This is a genomic window from Plastoroseomonas arctica, assembly GCF_018128965.1.
Taxonomy (GTDB): domain Bacteria; phylum Pseudomonadota; class Alphaproteobacteria; order Acetobacterales; family Acetobacteraceae; genus Plastoroseomonas; species Plastoroseomonas arctica.
This window is the reverse complement of record NZ_JAAEDH010000028.1, coordinates 1-17,800: the sequence shown is the minus strand read 5'-3', so window position 1 is coordinate 17,800 and position 17,800 is coordinate 1. Positions and strand designations below refer to the sequence as shown.

Genomic DNA, 17,800 nt, shown 5'->3' with positions numbered 1-17,800 from the left:
GCAGAGGATGCGGCGGACACGCGCGCTTGACGAGAGGGCGCGCCGGGCGGGACGCTGCCTCGCATGACGCCCGATCCCATCGCGCTCGCCGTCCTCGAAAACCGCTTCCGCGCGATCGTCGAGGAAATGGGCGAGGCAATGCTGCGCACCACCTATTCGCAGATCCTGAACTCCTCGCGCGATTTCTCGATCGCCTTGTGTGATTCCGCCTGCCGCCTGGTGGCGCAGGCGGACCACATTCCGGTGCATGTCGGCGCCATGCCCTTCGCCGCGCGCGCCGTCGCCGACGCCTTCCCCGACCCGCGCGAGGGCGACATCTTCCTGCTCAACGACCCCTATCACGGCGGCAGCCACCTGCCCGACCTCACCATCGTGGTGCCGGTGATGGAGGGTGCGACGCTGCGCTTCTGGTCTGTGGTGCGCGCGCACCAGACCGATATCGGCGGCGCCACCCATGGCGGGTACAACCCAGGTGCGACAGAGATCTGGCAGGAGGGGCTGCGCATCCCGCCGATCCGCCTCGGCGAGGGGCGCACCCCGCGCCCGGACCTGCTGCACATGCTGGTCACCAACACGCGCCTGCCGCGCGAGGTGCGCGGCGACATGCTGGCCATGGTGGGGGCCGCGCATCTGGGCGAACGCCGGCTGCTGGCACTTCTGGACAAGCAGGGCGGCGAGACCCTGGCGGCGGGGGTGGACGCCATCCTCGACCATGCCGAGGCGCATGCGCGGCGCATCCTCGGCGGCTGGGCGGATGGCGTGTTCGAGGGCAGCGCCTTCCTCGATGATGACGGGCATGGGGCGGAGGACATCCTCATCCATGCGCGGGTCACCAAGCAGGGGGAGAGACTGACGGTCGATCTCTCCGGCAGCGCGCCGCAGGTCGTGGGCTTCGTGAACTCCAGCTACCCCAACATGTGGAGCGCGGTGGCGATGGCCTTCGCCTATCTCCTGGACCCCGAGGTGGCGAAGAATGCCGGCGCCTTCCGGCCTCTGACGGTGATCGCCAAGGAGGGCACCATCGTCTGGGCGCGCCCGGGGGCGCCGGTCACGCTGTGCACCTCGCACTGCTCGAACGAAATCGTGGAGGCGGTGGTCAAGGCGCTCGCGCAATCCTGCCCGGAGCGCGCGATGGGCGGCTGGGGCCGGCGCTTCCGCGTCGCCATCCAGGGGCGCGACCGCCGCCGCGACCGCGCCTTCGTGTGGCACCTGTTCCATGCGCGTCCCGGCGGCGGCGGCTCCGCGCGCGGGGATGGCTGGTCCACGGCGGGCGAGTGGCACTCGGCGGGCGGGCTGAAATTCGGCAGCGTGGAGATGGCGGAGACGCGCTTCCCCCTCTTCTTCCGCCACCATGAATTCCGCCCCGGATCAGCCGGCGACGGCACCCATCGCGGCGGCTATGGCGGCGCACTCGAACTGGTTGTGGAGAGCGACGGTCCCTGCCGCGCGAACACCGCGGGCGACGGCGTGCGGCACGGGGCGGCGGGCATGCTCGGCGGCGAAGATGGGGCACCGCACCACTACGTGCTGAAGCGCGCGGATGGAAGCGAGCGGGTGCTGAAGACCAAGGAGGTGGGAATCACCATCGCGCCCGGGGACACGCTGCATGTGCAGGCGGGCGGCGGCGGGGGATGGGGGCCGCCGAGCGGGCGGGATGTCGACGCGCGGGCGCGGGATATAGTGAGCATGGGGGAATGAATTCCCCCCGGGACCCACTGCGTCGCGCCCCTTCTTCTGTTTTTGCTGCCCGGTCCTGGCTGCAGAGGCAGCGCCGATCAGACTTGGCGGTGCATGTCGACGCGATAGCCGATGAGAACCTGCATGTGGAGATCGACTTCGAGCCTCCGCTTGGGCGTGAGGCTGACACCGCCCCATGACTTACCGCATCGGCATCGACGTCGGCGGCACCTTCACCGACGTGGTCTGCATCGCCGCCGACGGCACCACCGTGCTTGCCAAATCCGCCTCCACGCCTGGCGACCAGAGCGAGGGCGTCATCGCCGGCCTCGTCGCCCTCGCCGACCTGCTCGGCCTGACCCTGCCGAGCCTCCTCGAACGCACCGAGCGCATCGTCCATGGCACGACGGTGGCCACCAACGCGCTGCTGGAACGGCGCGGCGCCAAGGTCGCGCTGCTCACCACCGAAGGCCATCGCGACGTCATCGAAATGCGCGAGGGGCTGAAGCCCGAACGCTACGACCTCCGCCTGCCCGCCGCCCCCGCTTTGGTGCCGCGCCAGCGCCGCATCCCCGTGCGCGAACGCCTCCGCCCCGATGGCCGCGTCGAGACGCCGCTCGACGCCGCATCGCTCGCCACCGCCATCGACCACGCGAAAGCCGAGGGTGCCGAGGCCGTCGCCATCGCCTTCCTCCATGCCTGGCGCGACCCGTCCCATGAACGCGCCGCCGCCGATGCCGTGCGCGCCGCCATGCCGGGCGTCTTCGTCACCCACTCGGCCGAGGTGCTGCCGCAGATCAAGGAATTCGAGCGCTTCTCCACCACCGTCGTGAACGCCTATGTAGGGCCTATCGTCGCGCGCTATCTCACCCGCCTGCGCGCGCGCCTGTCGGAGGAAGGCTTTCTCGGGCCGGTTTTCGTCATCCTCTCCCATGGCGGCGTCGCACCGGTCGAGGAGGCCGCGCGCCTCGCCGCCGGCACCGCGCTGTCGGGCCCCGCCGGCGGCGTCGCGGCGGGCGTGGCGCTGGCGCGGCAAGGCATCGGGCGCGACCTCATCACCTTCGATGTCGGCGGCACCTCCACCGACATCGCGCTGATCGAGGGGGGCGAGGCAGCACTCGGCCGTGGGCGGGAGGTGGCCGGCGAACGCATCGCACTGGAAAGCCTGGACATTTTGACGCTGGGCGCTGGCGGCGGCTCCATCGCCTTCCTCAGCGCCGGCGGATTGCTGCAGGTGGGCCCGCGCAGCGCCGGCGCCGTTCCCGGCCCCGCCTGCTACGGTCAGGGCGGCACCGAGGCGACCGTCACCGACGCGAACCTGGTGCTGGGCTACCTCGACGCCGCGAATTTCCTCGGCGGCAAGCGCGTGCTGGACGGCGGCGCGGCCGAGGCCGCCTTCGCGCGGCTCGGCGCGCGGCTGGGGCTGGACGCCATGGCTGCGGCGGCCGGCGCGCACCGCCTGGCGAACCTGCGCATGGCGGACGGCATTCGCCTGGCCACCGTGCGGCGCGGCGTCGATCCGCGCGGCTTCACCCTGCTCGCCTTCGGTGGGGCCGCCGGGCTGCACGCCTCGGCCGTTGCGCGGGAGCTGGGCATGTCACGCGCGGCCGTGCCGGTCTTCGCCGCGGGCCTCTCGGCCTGGGGCATGCTGCACACCGATCTGCGCTACGAGGTCTCCCGCAGCCTCGAAGGCGCGGGGCTGCCCGATGACGCCGCGCTGCGCGACATCTTCGCATCGCTGGAGGCCGAAGGCCGCGCCCGCGTCGCCGGCTGGTTCGGCGGCGACGTGGCGGTGAAGCGCGCCGCCGACATGCGCTACGGCGAGCAGGTGTTCGAGGTGGGCGTGTCGCTCGACGCCGTGGATTTCGACAGCGACGGCGTCAGCGCCCGCGTCGCCGAGGCCTTCCACGCGCGCCACGAACAGCTCTTCACCTATGCGCTTCGCGGCGATGAGGTGGCGCTGGTGAATGCGCGCATCGCGGTGCTTGGCCTGCTGCCAGGCGGGGAGGCGCGCGCGACGCTGCCGCCTGGCCGCCCGGTTGCGCCCCACCGGCGCGTGATGCTGGAGGCCGGCGCCGCCGATATCCCCGTCCACGCCTTCGCGGCACTCACCCCCGGCCAAGCCATCCTTGGCCCCGCCATCATCGAGAGCGACACCACCACCGTGCTGCTGCTCGAAGGCGACGTGGCGCGGATGGATGCGCGCGGCTGGCTGGAGATCGCGCTGCCCTAGACCTGGCGGCGCTGCGCCAGCCACACGGTGCGGCCGCCGCAATCCGGGTCCTCGGCCTTGTGGTCCAGGACGTCGAAGCCGTGCGCGTCGAGGTGCTGGCGGTACTCCTCGGGTGCGAGGCTCGCATGGAACAGTGCCTCGCCGAACATCACGCCCATCGCGATGCCATGCGCCGGTCCGGCGGTGAACATCAGCGTGCCCCCAGGCTCCACATGCGCCGCGAAGACCGTGAACATCGCGCGCTGGTCGGCATGCGTCAGGTGGAAAAAACTGTCCCAGGCGAGCACGCCGTCGAAGCACCGCCTCAACACCAGGCGGCGCATATCCGCGGCGACCCATCGCTGCTCCGGCGCCATGTCCCGCGCCATCGCCAGCAACTGCGGCGACGCATCAACACCCGTAAGCAGGTGACCCAGCCCGATCAGATGTTCCGCGATCGGACGCCCCGAACCACAGCCAAGATCGAGGATCTCAGCCAACGCCGGCAATGGCTTCAGGAATTTATCGAGCCAGGGAGCCTCGCCCCCGAGCACCCCGCCACGCGCCTCGGACCAGGCCCGGGCGTGGCGGCGGTAAAGGCCGATGATCCGGCCTGCGGCAGCCTCGCTCAGGCGGCCTTCTTGGCCTTGGCCTTCTCGAGCCGGCGCTTCAACACGATCGTCTCGACCGTCAGTTTCCGGTCCGGCGTGCCCAACAGGTAGCTGTCGATCCCGCCATTGTGCTCGACCGTGCGAATGCCATTGGCCGTCAGCCGCAAGCGGATCTGCGCCGCCAGTACATCGGAAAAGAACGAGCTCTCCTGCAGATTCGGGAGGAAACGCCGACGCGTCTTGTTGTTCGCGTGGCTGACATTGTTCCCCGAAAGGACACCCTTGCCGGTGACGGCACAGCGACGAGCCATGAAAGCAATTCCCAACAACGAAAGCCGCGCCAATCCCGCGCGAGAGGGCGGTGTGTGGCGGAAGGAGCCGGGAAGGTCAAGGGTAGAAAGGCCAGGGGCTCTGCCCCTGGACCCCGCCAGGATCGTGTCGATCCTGGACCTCCATCTGTTGGTTCTTGAATTGAGAGGGGGTTGAGGCTCACCGAAGGCGAGCCGGGGTTGGGAGGGGGCGCCTAGAGCACCAGCTGCACGGGAGCTTGCGCGATGCGCCCCCTCCCAACCCCGGCGCACGTCGATGAAACACAGCCCTCCCAAACCGAGGACCAGCACACGCAGGGGCCCGGGGATCGGCGCGATCCCCGGCGGGGGTCGAGGGGGCGGAGCCCCCCGCCTTGCTTACCCTTGCTCGTCCCGCATCTCCCGCAGCTCACCGCTTTCGACCGAGTGGAGTGCGCTGCGCAGGACCTGGGCGATGGCGCCGTCGTCCATGGTGCGGGCCAGCAGGCCGAGGGCTCCGCCGAGCAGGGCGGAGGCGATGGAGAGGGGCGCGATGTTCTGGCCCACCATGTATTCGATGGCCTTGTCGATGACCGAGCCGGCGTGGCTGAGGTCTTCCGGGGCCATGCCTCGGGGGTCCATTTGCATGGGTCGCGCACTCCTTGCTGCCCGGCAGATGGGGCCTTGGGGCGGTGGAGGGAAGGGCGAGGGCGCGTTCGGTCAGGCCGTGGGCGCGACTTCCTCGGCCTCGCGGATGGTTTTCTGGCCAAATCCCGCGGCTTCCTGGGCGGCCGCGGCGGCTTCGGCCATGGCGACGGCTTCGGACTGACGGCGCCACATGTCGGCGTAGAGGCCGTCGGCGGCGATGAGTGCGCCGTGGCTGCCGCGTTCGGCGATCTGGCCGTCCTGCAGGACGATGATCTCGTCGGCCTCGACGACGGTGGACAGGCGGTGGGCGATGACCAGGGTGGTGCGGTTGCGGGAGATGTCGCGCAGCGCGGTCTGGATTTCCTGCTCGGTGCGGGTGTCGAGCGCGCTGGTCGCTTCGTCGAGGATGAGGATGCGCGGGTTCTTCAGGATGGTGCGCGCGATCGCGACTCGCTGTTTTTCGCCGCCCGATAGCTTGAGGCCGCGTTCGCCGACGCGGGTCTTGTAGCCGTCGGGCAGTTTCAGGACGAAGTCGTGCACCTGGGCCAGGCGCGCGGCCTGTTCGATCTCGGCCTCGGTCGCACCGGGACGGCCATAGGCGATGTTGTAGGCGATGGTGTCGTTGAACAGCACGGTGTCCTGCGGCACCACGCCGATGGCGGCGCGCACGGAATCCTGCGTGACGGAGCGGATATCCTCGCCGTCGATGAGGATGCGTCCCCCCGTTGCGTCGTAGAAGCGGAACAGCAGGCGCGAGATGGTGGACTTGCCCGCGCCGGTGGGGCCAACGATGGCGAGGGTTTTGCCCGGAGGCACGGTCAGCGAGACGCCCTTGAGGATCACGCGGTCCGGCCGATAGCCGAAGCGGACGTCTTCGAAGACCAGCGCGCCTGGTCCGGGCTTCAGGGGCTGGGCGCCGGGCGCGTCGGCGATCTCTCGTTCCTGCTTGAGCAGGCCGAACATCGCTTCCATGTCGATCAGCCCCTGCTTCATCTCGCGGTAGACGAAGCCGAGGAAGTTCAGCGGCAGGTACAGCTGGATGAGGTAGGTGTTCACCAACACGAAATCGCCCACCGTCATCGCGCCCGAAGCGACGCGATTGCCCGCCATCAGCATCACCAGCGCCAGGCCGGTGGCGATGATGCCGGCCTGGCCCGCGTTGAGCGCGTTGAGCGTCTGTTCCGAGCGGATCCAGGCCGCCTCGTAGCGGCCGAGGGAGGCGTCGTAGCGCCGCGCCTCATGCGCCTCGTTGTTGAAGTATTTCACCGTCTCGTAGTTCAGCAGGCTGTCCACGGCGCGGGTGTTGGCTTCCTGGTCGGTGTCGTTCATCTGGCGGCGGAAGCGGGTGCGCCAGTCGGTGAAGACCAGGGTGAAGGTGATGTAGACCATGATGGTGCCGAAGGTGACGGCGGCGATGGCGAAGTCGAACAGGCCCCACAGGATGATCGTGACCATCAGGATCTCGATGATGGTCGGCACGATGCTGAACAGCATGAAGTCGAGCACGAAGTTGATGCCGCGCGTGCCCCGTTCGATGACGCGGGACAGTCCGCCCGTCTGCCTGTCCAGGTGGAAGCGCATCGACAGCGCGTGCAGGTGCTCGAACACGCCATGGGCGATGCGGCGCGCGGCACGCGCCTGGACCTTGGCGAACACCGCGTCGCGCAGCTCCCCGAACCCGGCCGAGAGGGCGCGCAGCAACCCATAGGCGACGATCATCGCGACCGGCACGGCGGCAATCGCCGCGACGCCCGCGGTCGGCGAGAGTGCGTCGACGGCGCGGCCATAGGCGACCGGAACGATCACGTTCGCGATCTTGCCGGCGACCAGGGCGGCCAGGGCGACGACCACGCGGATGCGGAGTTCGCGTTCGCCCCTGGGCCAGAGGTAGGGGGCCAGCGACAGCAGGGTGCGTCCGTGGCTGACTTGGGGGGTCGGCGTGCTCATGGCCCCGCATGTGGCGTGTAACTGCGGCGCGGTCCAGGGCTGGACGGGTGACGCGGGGGTGGGGGCTGGGGTAGGCAGGGCGCATGACCGGTTTCCAGCGCCACATCGATGCCTGCAACAACCTGGCCTCCCCGGCCGGGTACCTGGCCTTCCGGATCGAGGGCGTCCAGGTCGGGTGGATCGGGCCGGAGTTCTGCCGCGCGCTGACGTTCTTCCCCCGCGACATCCATTTCGACGCCGAGGGCGTGACGCTCGCCTGGCGACTGCGCGGGCCGGGAGCGCGCAGCGAGGCTCTGGCCAGGCTGCTGCCGCCGCTGGCCGCCGCGGGGCATCTGCGGATTCGCGACGAGCTGTTCGACATCCGCGCGGAGAGCGCGGGGCCGGTGCTGGGCGTACTGGACCGCGGCGCGCTGCCGGCCTTCGGGGTGATGTCGCAGGGGGTGCATGTGAACGGGCTGGTGCGCCGGGCGGATGGGCTGCACGTCTGGGTGGGGTTCCGTTCGAAGCACAAGCCGGTCGCACCGGGGCTGATCGACAACATCGTGGCGGGGGGCATTCCGGCGGGGCTGACGCCGGATGAATGCCTGATGAAGGAAGCGGCCGAGGAGGCGGGGCTGGATGCGGCGCTGGCGGTGCAGGCGCGGCCGGTGGGGCGGGTGTCCTATGTGATGCGCGAGGCTGCCGGCGGCGTCCGACGCGATGTGCTGCACTGCTACGACCTTGATGTGCCGGAGGGCGTGGTGCCGGTGCCCCATGATGACGAGGTGGAGCGGTTCGAGCTGTGGCCGGTGGTGCGGCTGGTGGAGGCGGTGCGGGACGGGGATGGGGTGAAGTTCAACGTGAATTTGGTGTTTTTGGACCTGTTCCTACGGGAGGGGTTGGTGGCGGATCCGGGTGGAGTGCTGCGGGCGGGGCTGGATCAGGGGCCGGCTTAGGAAGAACTAGAAAATTCTCGCGGCGTAACGCCCAGTCTGGTTCGCTATGCTGATGGCGCGACGGCTCCAGCGGTGGGGGAACGACATGATGCTCGGTCTGAAGCTGCTGAGGGTCGGCGGGATCCTCGCGGCGCTCTGTCTCACCGTTTCCGATAGTCGTCACGCGCAAGCACTGAGCCGGAGCTATATTTGCTTTGACTTCGACCTCGAAAGCGCGGAACTCCCGCCGCGATGCTTGCAAATCGTGAGCGAGTTCGCTGCCTGGTGGCGCCAAGAGCGTGACAGACTTAGTCACCCGTCTCTTTCGTCTTGGGACCGAGAGGCGAGCGTGCCGCTTCCGGCGCAGGAAGTGCGCGTGGAGCTGGTGGGGCATTCGCTGCGCGAGCGGGATGGAAACAACCTAGCCTTCCTCCGCGCCGCGAGAATCGGTCGTGAGTTGGAACGACTTGGCGTCCCGGCTGATCTCATTTCCCTTTCCGGCCGTGTTAATCTTCCGATGGGATTCGACGCTGTAAATTTCGGCATGAATCGCCGTGTTGAGTTCGTCCTTCGTTAGTAAATCGTCGCCTTGACCACTGCTTAAACGCGAACGTGTGATGTGTGTTTCCGGTTCGACTTAGCGGCCTATTCGAATATCCCGACTCGCGCTCGCACCGCCTCGACCGACAACCCGGCCTCCCTCAACGCCCGGATCGCAGGCGCCCCGTCCCGCTTGGCTAGCCTCTGCCCGCCCGCATCCACCAGCAGCCGGTGATGGGCGTATTCCGGCTCCGGCCACCCCATCACCTCCTGCAGCAAGCGATGGATCGCCGTTACCGGCAGCAGGTCCTCGCCGCGCGTCACCAGCGTCACGCCCTGCGCCTCGTCATCCTGCGTCACGCAGAGGTGGTAGCTTGCCGGCGTGTCCTTGCGCGCGAGCACCACGTCGCCGAAGGGCATCGGGTCGCAGACGCGGCGCTCGCCGTGTTCGGAAAAACTCAGCGTCCGGCCGGCCGCCGCGCGGTCCATGTGCAGTCGCCAGGCATGCGCCGCGCCGCTCGCGATCCGCGCCGCCGCCTCGCCCGCATCCAGGTGCTTGCAGGTGCCCGGATAGACCGGCTCCGGCCCATGCGGCGCGGCAGCCGCGATCTCGGCGCGCGTGCAGAAGCAGGGGTACAGCAGCCCCCGCCCACGCAGCGCCTCCAGCGTCGCGGCGTACGCCGCAAAATGCCCCGACTGCACCCGCACCTCGCCGTCCCAGTCGAGCCCCAGCCATGCCAGGTCCTCCAGAATCGCCGCCGTGAACTCCGGCCGGCAGCGCGCCGTGTCGATATCCTCGATCCGCAGCAAAAACCGCCCGCCCGCCGCCCGCGCCGTCCGCCAGGCGACCAGCGCCGAGAAGGCATGCCCCAGATGCAGCAACCCCGTGGGGCTGGGCGCGAAGCGCGTGACGATCCCGGTTGCGGCCATCATGGGATCGCGCTAGCGGCGCACACGCGACTGGACAAGGGATCACACCATGCTGCTGACCGGCCCGAGCATTCCCCCCGCCGATGGTGGCAAGGCGAAGAAACTCGTCGTCATCCTGCACGGCCTGGGCGCCAACGGGAACGACCTGATCGGCATCGGCCATCTCTGGGGCCGGTCCATGCCCAACGCCGCCTTCCTCGCCTATGACGCGCCCGATCCCATGGAAGGCATCCCCATGGGCCGGCAATGGTTCGACCTCTATGAGCGCGACCCTGCCCGCATGATCGAGCTGCTGCGCAACGCCGCGCGTGGCCTGTTCGCGAGCCTCGACGCCGAGCTCGCCCGGCTGGGGCTCGAGGATGACGACCTTGCCATCACCGGCTTCTCCCAGGGGGCCATGCTGGCGCTGTTCGCCGGGCTGCGGCGGCCCAATGCGCCGGCCGCGCTGGTCGGCTTTTCCGGCGCCCTGCTGGTGCCCGAAGCCCTGGTCATGGACATCACCGTGCGCCCGCCCGTGCTGCTCATCCATGGCGAGGATGACGGCGTTGTCCCGCCCAAGGCCTCGCGCGACGCGGCCGAGACAATGCGCGACTGCGGCGTCACCGTGCACGCGCATATCCAGCCCGGACTCGACCACACGATCGACCAGCAGGGCATCGACATTGCCGCGTCCTTCCTGCAGCACGGCTTCGCCGAGGCCGACCGCAAGCGGGCCGAACGCCTCGCGAAAGCTGTGTGACAGCGGCCACAATGGGTTGCGCTGCGCCCGCGGCGCTGCCATTTATGCTCCCGAAACGCGGCGGCGCCACATGATCTTGGGCCGGACTGTCGTGAATGGCCCAAGCTCTTGAGGTCCCCTGGTCCAGACCAGGTTTGGTTTCGCCGCGGCACAGCCACTCTAGGGTGGTGAACAGGAGCGGCGCTTGCCAGACGGTGGACAATTCGTCGGGGCTCAATCCTTCCCGGCCCTCGTTCTGAACGCGGATTTCCGCCCGCTCTCGTATTTTCCCCTCTCCATCTGGGCCTGGCAGGATGCGGTGAAGGCCGTGTTCCTCGACCGCGTCTCGGTGCTCAACGAATACGACGCCCAGGTGCACTCGCCGAGCATGACGATGCGGCTGCCCAGCGTGATCGCGCTGAAGGAATACATCCCGGCGGCGCGGCGGCCGGCCTTCACTCGCTTCAATGTCTTTCTGCGCGACAGCTTCGAGTGCCAGTACTGCACCGATGCGCTGCCGGCGCATGACCTCACCTTCGACCACGTGATCCCGCGCAGCCGCGGCGGGCGGACCACGTGGGAGAACGTCGTGACCGCCTGCGGGCCGTGCAACCTGCGCAAGGGCAGCAAACTGCCGCGCGAATGCCGGATGTTCCCGGTGCAGGAGCCGCGCCAGCCGACAAGCTGGGAACTGCAGGAAAACGGCCGCGCCTTCCCGCCCAACCACCTGCACGAGAGCTGGCGCGACTACCTCTACTGGGATTCCGAGCTCGAGAGCTGAGCCCGGGCTACCGCACCGCCGCGGCCGCCCCGCCGACCAGCGCCTGCACGGCGTCGCGCACGCGTTCGCCCTCGGGGTCCGGCGCGCGGTAGGTGACGCGCATCTTCAGGTAGCCCTGCATGTGGCCGGTGACGCAGACATGCTCGTGCTGGTGCCAGCCGCCGCCGGCCCCCTGGGGCGCCGGGATCGCACGGCGCGCCTCGACGCAGCGGAAGCGCGGTCCGTCCGGCGCGGCGAAGGCGTAGCCGGTGATCAGCTCCGCCGGCGCGCGAGGGATCCCGTCCGGCCCCGGCTGCGCCATCGTGTTGAGCATCGAGCGCTCGGAGCCGGCGAGCTCCGCCTGCACGATGGGGGATTCCGTCCCGTTCGGAATGGCAGGACCACCCATGCGGTAGAGGAAGACGGTCATGAAGCCACTCGCACCCTGGTAGCGCAGGATGGCGCCATCCTCGACATTCGCGGTGGTGTCCTGGCGTACGGGGCCGGAGCGCGCGAAGCTGCCGATGCGCTCGGGCAGCCGTTCCAGCACGGCGACGCGCTCGCCGCCGCCGGCGGCAGGCGCCTTGACCTGGGCCAGGGCCGGGCCGGCGGTCGCCGCCAGCGCCAGCATCAGCCATCCGATATGTCGCGCCATCCTCGCCTCCCGCTGCAGATCGGGACGATGCTTGCACCCGGCCGCGGCGTTTTCCAACGACACGCCGGTCACATTCGCGGAGGCTGGCTTCGTGTCGCCCCTCCTGCGAGAATTGCGCCATGCGAGCAGACGGCGCGTCGTTGGCGATGAGCAGGCGGGGGGAGATGAGCGGGCGGGCGGCGCCGCTCGCGCCCGCGCTGCTGGCGCATCTGCTGCGCGACTTCGCCTGCGCCATCGGCCATGACGGCACCCTGCATCGTGGCATCGCCGCCGCGCCCGGCGAGGCGACGGCGGGTGCCTTCGAGACCGCACTCGCGGCGGAGGCGCTCACCCACCCCGCACTCGCCCGGACCGAGCCCGCGCTGGCCGGCGCGCTCGTGGAATGCCTGCGCGCGATGGCTGCGGGTGGCACGCTGGTCCGCGCCATCGGCAAGCTGCCCCTGGTGGTCGTGAGCGACGACCCAGAGCGCCTCGACATCCGCACCGCAACGCATGAGTTCTTCGGCAATTTGCGCGAGGGCGTGCTGCACCAGCGCATGCGCGACGCGACCGGCCCCGGCGTGAAGCATGGCGGCGCCATGATCGAGTTCCGCCTCTGGGGTCGGGCGCATTGCCTGGACGTGGAGGACGCGATCGTCGAGGCGCGCGTGGACCGCGCGCCCGGCCTGGTGCGCCTGACGCAGGTGAGCGCCATCGTCGCGCCCGGCCGCTTCGGCGGAGCACCACGCGAGGTGGGCCGGCTGAGCTACACCTATGAGATCCGCGCCGCCTCCGGCTGGCTGGGCGTCACGGTGCGGTTCGAGCCGGCGCCTGGCGTGGCGCCACGCCGGCTGCGCCTCATCACCGCCTGCGACGGTATCAGCGACGGCGAGTCCTTCACCGAGGCGGCGGTCGATGGCGCGCCGGTGCCGCTCGCCGCAGGCATGGTGACGCTGTGCGAAGGGACAGTCGCCGCGGTGACGCTGCGCCAAGCAGGTGCCGCCGGATTACGGCTGGAGCTGCGGCCCGCGGCGGGGGCGGTGGTCAACGCCAAGCTCTCCGTGCGCCCGGATGCCGCCGCACACTGGCTGGTTCTGCGCCATGGGCCGGAGGGTGCCGACGCGGTGACGGTCGCCGAGGAGCGGCTGCTGCTCGACCACGAGATCGCGGACCCGAGGGCGGACCAGCGCGGCCGCGCGCTCGGCCGGGCGCGAGGCCGCGGCGTCGCGCTGCTGGCGGTGGCACGGCGGCTGGCGCTGGCCGAAGACGGGCTCGCCCCGGTGCCCGAGGCAGAGCGCGCCGCGCTGCGCGGCTTTGCCGCCACCCTGCTGGCCGAGCTGCGCGCAACCCCTGCCCTGGCGGCGCTCGATGCCGGTTTCCTGGTGCTGGCCGAGCGCGCGCTGGGCGAGGCGTCCTCACCCGCGCGGCTGCTGGCGCTGGAACGACGCGAGGCGCTGGGCGACGGGCTGGAGCGTGGGCTCTACGGCACCGCCCTGGACCAGGCCGCCGCCATCATGGCGCTCGCCGAGCTCGGCGAGGCGGGGGCGGTCGCACGCGCGCTGGCGGCGTTGGGGATCGTGACGGCGCCGGTCGCCCTGGGCGGGCGCCGCGGTATGGCCGAGCTGCCCGCGATCGCCGGCATGTCGGCCGAGGATGCCGCCTCGCTCGCGCTGCTGGTCCGCGCCCTCGCTTGCGTCGCGCGGGCGCGCGGTGCCGGGGCGCTGGTGCTTGACCCCACGGCGGCGGCGCGGGCGACGCGCCTCGGATCGCTCTACACGGGCCTGCTGGACGCGCGGCTGCGCGGCGATGGCGACGGCCTTGCGGTGGCCGACAGCGCACTCGGCGGCCCGGCGAGCGGCGCCGGGCAGGCAGCGACGCTCGGCGCGCTTGCCGGGCGCGGCTGATCAGGCCATCGCGCCTTCCAGCGTCATCACCCGGTTGCGGCCGGATTGCTTCGCCTGGATCAGCGCCTCATCGGCACGGGTGAGGAAATCGGCGACCGGTTCGCCAGGGCGGTAGATCGAGACGCCCGCCGAGACCGTCACCGTGCCGATCACCTTGCCAGTGTCGCGCAACGTGAGATTGCGCCCGCACACCGCCAGGCGCACGCGGTCGGCGACCATCATCGCCTCGGCCAGCGGCGCCTTGGGCAGCAGCACGACGAACTCCTCGCCGCCATAGCGGGCGACGGTGTCGGTGTCGCGCGAGGATTGCCGCAGCTTGTTCGCCACCACGCGCAGCACCGCGTCGCCGACCGGGTGGCCCCAGCTGTCGTTGATGCGCTTGAAACGGTCCACGTCGACCATGAGCATGGCCAGCGGCTCCTTCGTCGCGGCCGCCTGCTGCGTCACCCGCTGCAGGGCGGCGTCGAAGGCGCGGCGGTTCAGCAGCTCGGTGAGCGGATCCACCGTCGCCTCGTGGCGCGCGACGGAGAGCCGCTTCTCGAGGCCGCTGATCTGGCGCGTCGCGGCATCGAGCCGGCGCCCGAGGATCTCGCCGCGCCGCGACATCGCATCGGTCTCGGCGAGCAGGGCGGTGACCACGTTGGCGAGACGCGAGGAGTCCTCGGCGAGCGAACGCCCTGCCTCGGCGATGACGTGGCCCGACTGGGAATGTTCGACAGCCGCGCGGCTCAACAGCGCCACGACCTCCTGCAGCGTGCCCTGCGCCAGCAGCCGGTTCTCGCTCAGCAGCCGGTCCTGCTGCGCGTCGCACAGGAAGCGGCCATGGAGGGCGTGCATCTCCGCCTCGTCGATCGTCGCGCCGGCGGCGAGGTGCTGGTCGATCGCGTGGCGGAGGGCGAAATTCTTGCCCTCGTGGTACTCGTACCAGACGCTGTAGTTGCGCCCGTTCGGGGCGAGGCGCCGCATTGCCAGGTCTCGCAGGCTAGCGGCGCAGGCGGCGTCGGTCACCAGGGTCTGATCCGTCAGCATGAACCCTCCGTCGGCGCGCATGGCACGAGCCATGGCGATCCATAGCGCGGAAGGGTGAAACGGGGCTTAATGCGCCGGCGCGACGGAAGACGCCGGTGGCGAACCCCTGCTGGACGCCTTATTGATATGACGGCGCAACCAAACCCTGGCTGCTGGTTTCACTAAGATACTGGCTTGAGCCGCGGGCCTAGGCAAAACAGCGCAGGCGTGCCCCCGCCGAGGGTGGCGCCACCCCGCCCGGGCGGGTGACGCATTGGAGTGGACCGCGATTGGCTCGACAATTAACCGCTGCCGCAACGCGACGCGGCGTGCTGCTCGCCGCCGCCATGCTGGGCGGCTGCGCCCTGACGACCGAGCGGACCGAGAGCGGCATCACCCCGCCGGCCGAATACGTCATGGCCGGCGCAGCCGGGCCGCGCTCGGATGACCCAGCCTGGTGGCGCGGCTTCGGCGCGCCCACGCTCGACCGACTGATGGGCCAGGCGATGGTGGCCAACCAGGACATCGCCATCGCGGTGGCGCGGCTGCGCCAGGCCGACGCCTTCACCCGCATCACCGGCGCGGCGCTTCTGCCCATCGTCGATGCCGATGGCTCGGTGCAGCGCCAGCGCAACACCAACTTCAATCCCGGCTCCTCCGGCCAGGGCACCAACGCGTTCGGCGCCTCGCTGAGCGCCAGTTGGGAGATCGATTTCTGGGGCCGGCTGCAGGCGCGCCTCGACAGCGCGCGGTCGAGCGCGATCGCCAACGCCTACAACATCGGCGCGGTGACGCTGAGCACCCAGTCCTCCGTTGCGAACGGTTATTTTGCGTATCTCGGCGCCATCGCCCGCCTCGCGATCCAGCGCGAGAATCTCGCAGCCGCCGAGAACATCCTGGGCATCCTGCGCCAGCGCCTCGACGCCGGCACCGCCACCGGGCTCGACGTCGCGCAGCAGGAGGTGGTGGTGGCGCAGGTGCGCGCGACCGCACCGCCGCTGCAACAGAGCGCCGAGCAGAACAGCTTCGCCCTCGCGACGCTGAGCGGCGGCCTGCCGGAGCTGCTCTCGACCGATGGCCCGCCGCTGCGCGCGCTGCGGGTTCCCACCATCGTCCCCGGCCTGCCGTCCGAGATGCTGCTGCGGCGGCCCGATGTGCGCCTCGCAGAGGCCACGCTCGCGGCCTCCAACGCGGATGTGACCGCGGCGCGGGCGGCCCTGTTCCCGCGCATCACGTTGACCGGTTCGGGCGGCATCCAGTCACTCGCGCTCGAAACGCTGCTTCGGCCGGGCTCGGTGCTGTACAACCTCGCGGCGGGCATCACCCAGCCCATATTCGATGGCGGCTCGCTCCGCGCCCAGGTCGAACAGGCGCGCGGCGTGCAGGAGGAGAACTTGGCAAGCTACCGGCGTTCCATCCTCGCGGCCCTGCAGGATACCGAGACCAACCTCTCCGCGCTGCGCCGGACCACCGAGCTGGTGCGGCTGCAGGAAGCGCGCGAGGCGGCGGCGCGGCGCGCCTTCGAGATCGCCGATGCGCAGCTCCGCGCGGGGACCATCGACCTGCTGACCGTGCTCAACACGCAGTCCACGCTGTTCACGGCGCGCGATGCGCTGGCCGTCGCGGTCATCCAGCGGCTGCAGGCGGCGGCTAGCCTGTTCACCGCGCTCGGCGGCGGCTGGTCGATGCCCGAGGGAAGGATCGCCCGATGAACGAGTTGCCTGCCCGCGCGCCGGAGCCACTGCCCTCGGTCATCAGCACCCCGGTGGTCCGCCGGCGGCGCTGGCCGCGCATCCTGGCGATCCTGGTGCTGCTCGGCGCCGGTGCCGCGGGGCTCGCCTGGTGGATGGGCTGGCCGCCCTTCGCCCGCAGCAGCCAGACCGCCGCCCCGGCGGGCGGCTTCGGGCCCTCAGGTGGGCCGCGCGGGCGTGGCGCGCCGCCGGTACCCGTGAGCGCGGTGGCGGCCGCCACGCGCGACCTGCCGATCTTCCTCGACGCGCTCGGCACTTTGCAGGCATCCAACACCATCACCATCGTGCCGCAGGTCTCCGGCAGGCTGATCGAGGTGGCGTTCCGCGAAGGCCAGGATGTGCGCGCCGGCGACGTGCTGGTGCGCCTGGATCCGCGCAGCTACCAGGCGACGCTCGACCAGTCGGTGGCGACGCGGGCACAGCACGCGGCGCAGCTGGCCAATGCGCGGCTCGACCTCACGCGCTACCAGCAGCTGGTGCGCAACAACGGCGCCTCGCAGCAGACGCTGGACACGCAACGCGCGACGGTCGCCCAGCTGGAGGCGCAGCTGCAGTTCGACGATGCGACGATCGATGCGGCGCGAGTGCAGCTGGACTACACGACCATCCGCTCGCCGATCGACGGGCGGGTGGGGCTCCGCCTGGTCGACGTGGGCAATTTCGTGCAGACCAGCAGCACCGGCATCGTGGTGGTGACGCAGGTGCGGCCGATCGCGGTGAACTTCACCCTGCCGCAGCAGACCCTGCCGCAGGTCACCGAGGCGATCGCGGCTGGCGCCGTGCCGGTGAGCATCCGCCTGGGCGAATCGGCGATTCCGCGGCCCGATGGCGCCGCGCCGCCCGCCGACCCGACCGGGACGCTGGTAACGGTGGACAACCAAGTGGACCAGGCGACCGGCACCATCCGGCTCAAGGCGCTGTTCCCGAACGAGGACCAGCGGCTGTGGCCGGGCGCCTTCGTCAATGTGCGCATGCAGGTGACGACCTTGCGCAACGTGACCGTGATCCCGCTCGTCGCCGTGCAGCGCGGGCCGGACGGGGCCTTCGTCTTCGTGGTGAAGGAGGACAATACGGTCGAGCAGCGCCCGATCACCCTGGGCGTCATGCAGGGCACCGATGCGGTGGCGATGCGCGGGCTGCGGGTAGGTGAGGCGGTGGTGACCTCCGGCGCGCTGCGGCTCGCGCAGGGCAGCGCGGTGCAGGTTGCCGAGGCGGTGCAGCCGCCGCCGCGCCCGGCCGGTGGCGGGCGCCGGCGCCAG

The 17,800-nt window shown here is 70.6% G+C and carries 16 protein-coding genes; 9 read left to right on the top strand and 7 right to left on the bottom strand.

What is annotated here, in order from left to right:
- Window positions 1-63 precede the first annotated feature (63 nt).
- Together GXW79_RS19275 and GXW79_RS19270 are read left to right on the top strand one after the other, a co-directional pair.
- On the top strand, window positions 64-1,698 hold the full coding sequence (locus GXW79_RS19275; RefSeq protein WP_246504142.1) for a hydantoinase B/oxoprolinase family protein: 1,635 nt from the start codon (window positions 64-66) through the stop codon (window positions 1,696-1,698).
- A 175-nt stretch (window positions 1,699-1,873) separates the two neighbouring features.
- Entirely contained in the window at window positions 1,874-3,910 is a 2,037-nt protein-coding gene (locus tag GXW79_RS19270; RefSeq protein ID WP_211876077.1) for a hydantoinase/oxoprolinase family protein, read from the top strand.
- Here the strand turns inward: GXW79_RS19270 and GXW79_RS19265 are convergent.
- From GXW79_RS19265 to GXW79_RS19250, 4 genes are all read right to left on the bottom strand, one after another.
- Window positions 3,907-4,443, bottom strand: coding sequence for a class I SAM-dependent DNA methyltransferase (locus GXW79_RS19265; protein ID WP_367614970.1), 537 nt, complete (start codon window positions 4,441-4,443; stop codon window positions 3,907-3,909). The genes GXW79_RS19270 and GXW79_RS19265 overlap by 4 nt on opposite strands.
- A 74-nt stretch (window positions 4,444-4,517) precedes the next feature.
- A complete protein-coding gene (gene rpmB, locus GXW79_RS19260; RefSeq protein WP_211876076.1) occupies window positions 4,518-4,811 on the bottom strand; it encodes a 50S ribosomal protein L28 in 294 nt (97 codons plus the stop codon).
- A gap of 375 nt (window positions 4,812-5,186) precedes the next feature.
- Entirely contained in the window at window positions 5,187-5,435 is a 249-nt protein-coding gene (locus GXW79_RS19255) for a hypothetical protein (protein ID WP_211876075.1), read from the bottom strand.
- 72 nt (window positions 5,436-5,507) lie between these two features.
- Window positions 5,508-7,382: an ABCB family ABC transporter ATP-binding protein/permease gene (locus GXW79_RS19250; RefSeq protein ID WP_211876074.1), complete on the bottom strand. Its 1,875-nt coding sequence runs from the start codon at window positions 7,380-7,382 to the stop codon at window positions 5,508-5,510.
- An 83-nt stretch (window positions 7,383-7,465) separates the two neighbouring features.
- Between GXW79_RS19250 and GXW79_RS19245 the strand changes: the two genes are divergently transcribed.
- Window positions 7,466-8,317: an NUDIX hydrolase gene (locus GXW79_RS19245; protein WP_211876073.1), complete on the top strand. Its 852-nt coding sequence runs from the start codon at window positions 7,466-7,468 to the stop codon at window positions 8,315-8,317.
- A gap of 85 nt (window positions 8,318-8,402) precedes the next feature.
- A complete protein-coding gene (locus GXW79_RS19240; RefSeq protein WP_211876072.1) occupies window positions 8,403-8,873 on the top strand; it encodes an OmpA family protein in 471 nt (156 codons plus the stop codon).
- A 68-nt stretch (window positions 8,874-8,941) separates the two neighbouring features.
- On the opposite strand, the gene gluQRS is transcribed toward GXW79_RS19240, so the two are convergent.
- The gene (gene gluQRS, locus GXW79_RS19235; RefSeq protein ID WP_211876111.1) at window positions 8,942-9,766 is read right to left on the bottom strand and encodes a tRNA glutamyl-Q(34) synthetase GluQRS; all 825 of its coding nucleotides are present in this window, start codon (window positions 9,764-9,766) and stop codon (window positions 8,942-8,944) included.
- Window positions 9,767-9,815: 49 nt separating this feature from the next.
- Between gluQRS and GXW79_RS19230 the strand changes: the two genes are divergently transcribed.
- Together GXW79_RS19230 and GXW79_RS19225 are read left to right on the top strand one after the other, a co-directional pair.
- A complete protein-coding gene (locus GXW79_RS19230) occupies window positions 9,816-10,505 on the top strand; it encodes an alpha/beta hydrolase (protein WP_211876071.1) in 690 nt (229 codons plus the stop codon).
- A gap of 184 nt (window positions 10,506-10,689) precedes the next feature.
- Window positions 10,690-11,265 (top strand): HNH endonuclease, encoded by a 576-nt coding sequence (locus tag GXW79_RS19225; RefSeq protein WP_211876070.1) that lies wholly within the window; start codon window positions 10,690-10,692, stop codon window positions 11,263-11,265.
- Window positions 11,266-11,272: 7 nt separating this feature from the next.
- On the opposite strand, the gene GXW79_RS19220 is transcribed toward GXW79_RS19225, so the two are convergent.
- Window positions 11,273-11,899, bottom strand: a complete 627-nt coding sequence (locus tag GXW79_RS19220) for a hypothetical protein (protein ID WP_211876069.1) — start codon at window positions 11,897-11,899, stop codon at window positions 11,273-11,275.
- Between the two features lie 164 nt (window positions 11,900-12,063).
- Between GXW79_RS19220 and GXW79_RS19215 the strand changes: the two genes are divergently transcribed.
- Window positions 12,064-13,782: a hypothetical protein gene (locus GXW79_RS19215; protein ID WP_211876068.1), complete on the top strand. Its 1,719-nt coding sequence runs from the start codon at window positions 12,064-12,066 to the stop codon at window positions 13,780-13,782.
- Here GXW79_RS19215 and GXW79_RS19210 read toward each other — a convergent pair whose 3' ends face one another.
- Window positions 13,783-14,811 (bottom strand): GGDEF domain-containing protein, encoded by a 1,029-nt coding sequence (locus GXW79_RS19210; protein ID WP_211876067.1) that lies wholly within the window; start codon window positions 14,809-14,811, stop codon window positions 13,783-13,785.
- A gap of 308 nt (window positions 14,812-15,119) precedes the next feature.
- Between GXW79_RS19210 and GXW79_RS19205 the strand changes: the two genes are divergently transcribed.
- A complete protein-coding gene (locus GXW79_RS19205; RefSeq protein ID WP_211876066.1) occupies window positions 15,120-16,502 on the top strand; it encodes an efflux transporter outer membrane subunit in 1,383 nt (460 codons plus the stop codon).
- Window positions 16,499-17,800, top strand: a 1,302-nt coding sequence (locus GXW79_RS19200) for an efflux RND transporter periplasmic adaptor subunit (protein ID WP_246504140.1), incomplete at its 3' end; no start/stop codon positions are given. The genes GXW79_RS19205 and GXW79_RS19200, both read left to right, overlap by 4 nt.

Bases quoted from the DNA above. Each gene is read 5' to 3' on its own strand.
- GXW79_RS19250 (WP_211876074.1), bottom strand. From the start codon at position 7,382: ATGAGCACGCCGACCCCCCAAGTCAGCCACGGACGCACCCTGCTGTCG.
- GXW79_RS19275 (WP_246504142.1), top strand. From the start codon at position 64: ATGACGCCCGATCCCATCGCGCTCGCCGTCCTCGAAAACCGCTTCCGC.
- rpmB (WP_211876076.1), bottom strand. From the start codon at position 4,811: ATGGCTCGTCGCTGTGCCGTCACCGGCAAGGGTGTCCTTTCGGGGAAC.
- GXW79_RS19215 (WP_211876068.1), top strand. From the start codon at position 12,064: ATGAGCGGGCGGGCGGCGCCGCTCGCGCCCGCGCTGCTGGCGCATCTG.
- GXW79_RS19245 (WP_211876073.1), top strand. From the start codon at position 7,466: ATGACCGGTTTCCAGCGCCACATCGATGCCTGCAACAACCTGGCCTCC.
- gluQRS (WP_211876111.1), bottom strand. From the start codon at position 9,766: ATGGCCGCAACCGGGATCGTCACGCGCTTCGCGCCCAGCCCCACGGGG.
- GXW79_RS19230 (WP_211876071.1), top strand. From the start codon at position 9,816: ATGCTGCTGACCGGCCCGAGCATTCCCCCCGCCGATGGTGGCAAGGCG.
- GXW79_RS19220 (WP_211876069.1), bottom strand. From the start codon at position 11,899: ATGGCGCGACATATCGGATGGCTGATGCTGGCGCTGGCGGCGACCGCC.
- GXW79_RS19240 (WP_211876072.1), top strand. From the start codon at position 8,403: ATGATGCTCGGTCTGAAGCTGCTGAGGGTCGGCGGGATCCTCGCGGCG.
- GXW79_RS19255 (WP_211876075.1), bottom strand. From the start codon at position 5,435: ATGCAAATGGACCCCCGAGGCATGGCCCCGGAAGACCTCAGCCACGCC.
- GXW79_RS19210 (WP_211876067.1), bottom strand. From the start codon at position 14,811: ATGCTGACGGATCAGACCCTGGTGACCGACGCCGCCTGCGCCGCTAGC.
- GXW79_RS19270 (WP_211876077.1), top strand. From the start codon at position 1,874: ATGACTTACCGCATCGGCATCGACGTCGGCGGCACCTTCACCGACGTG.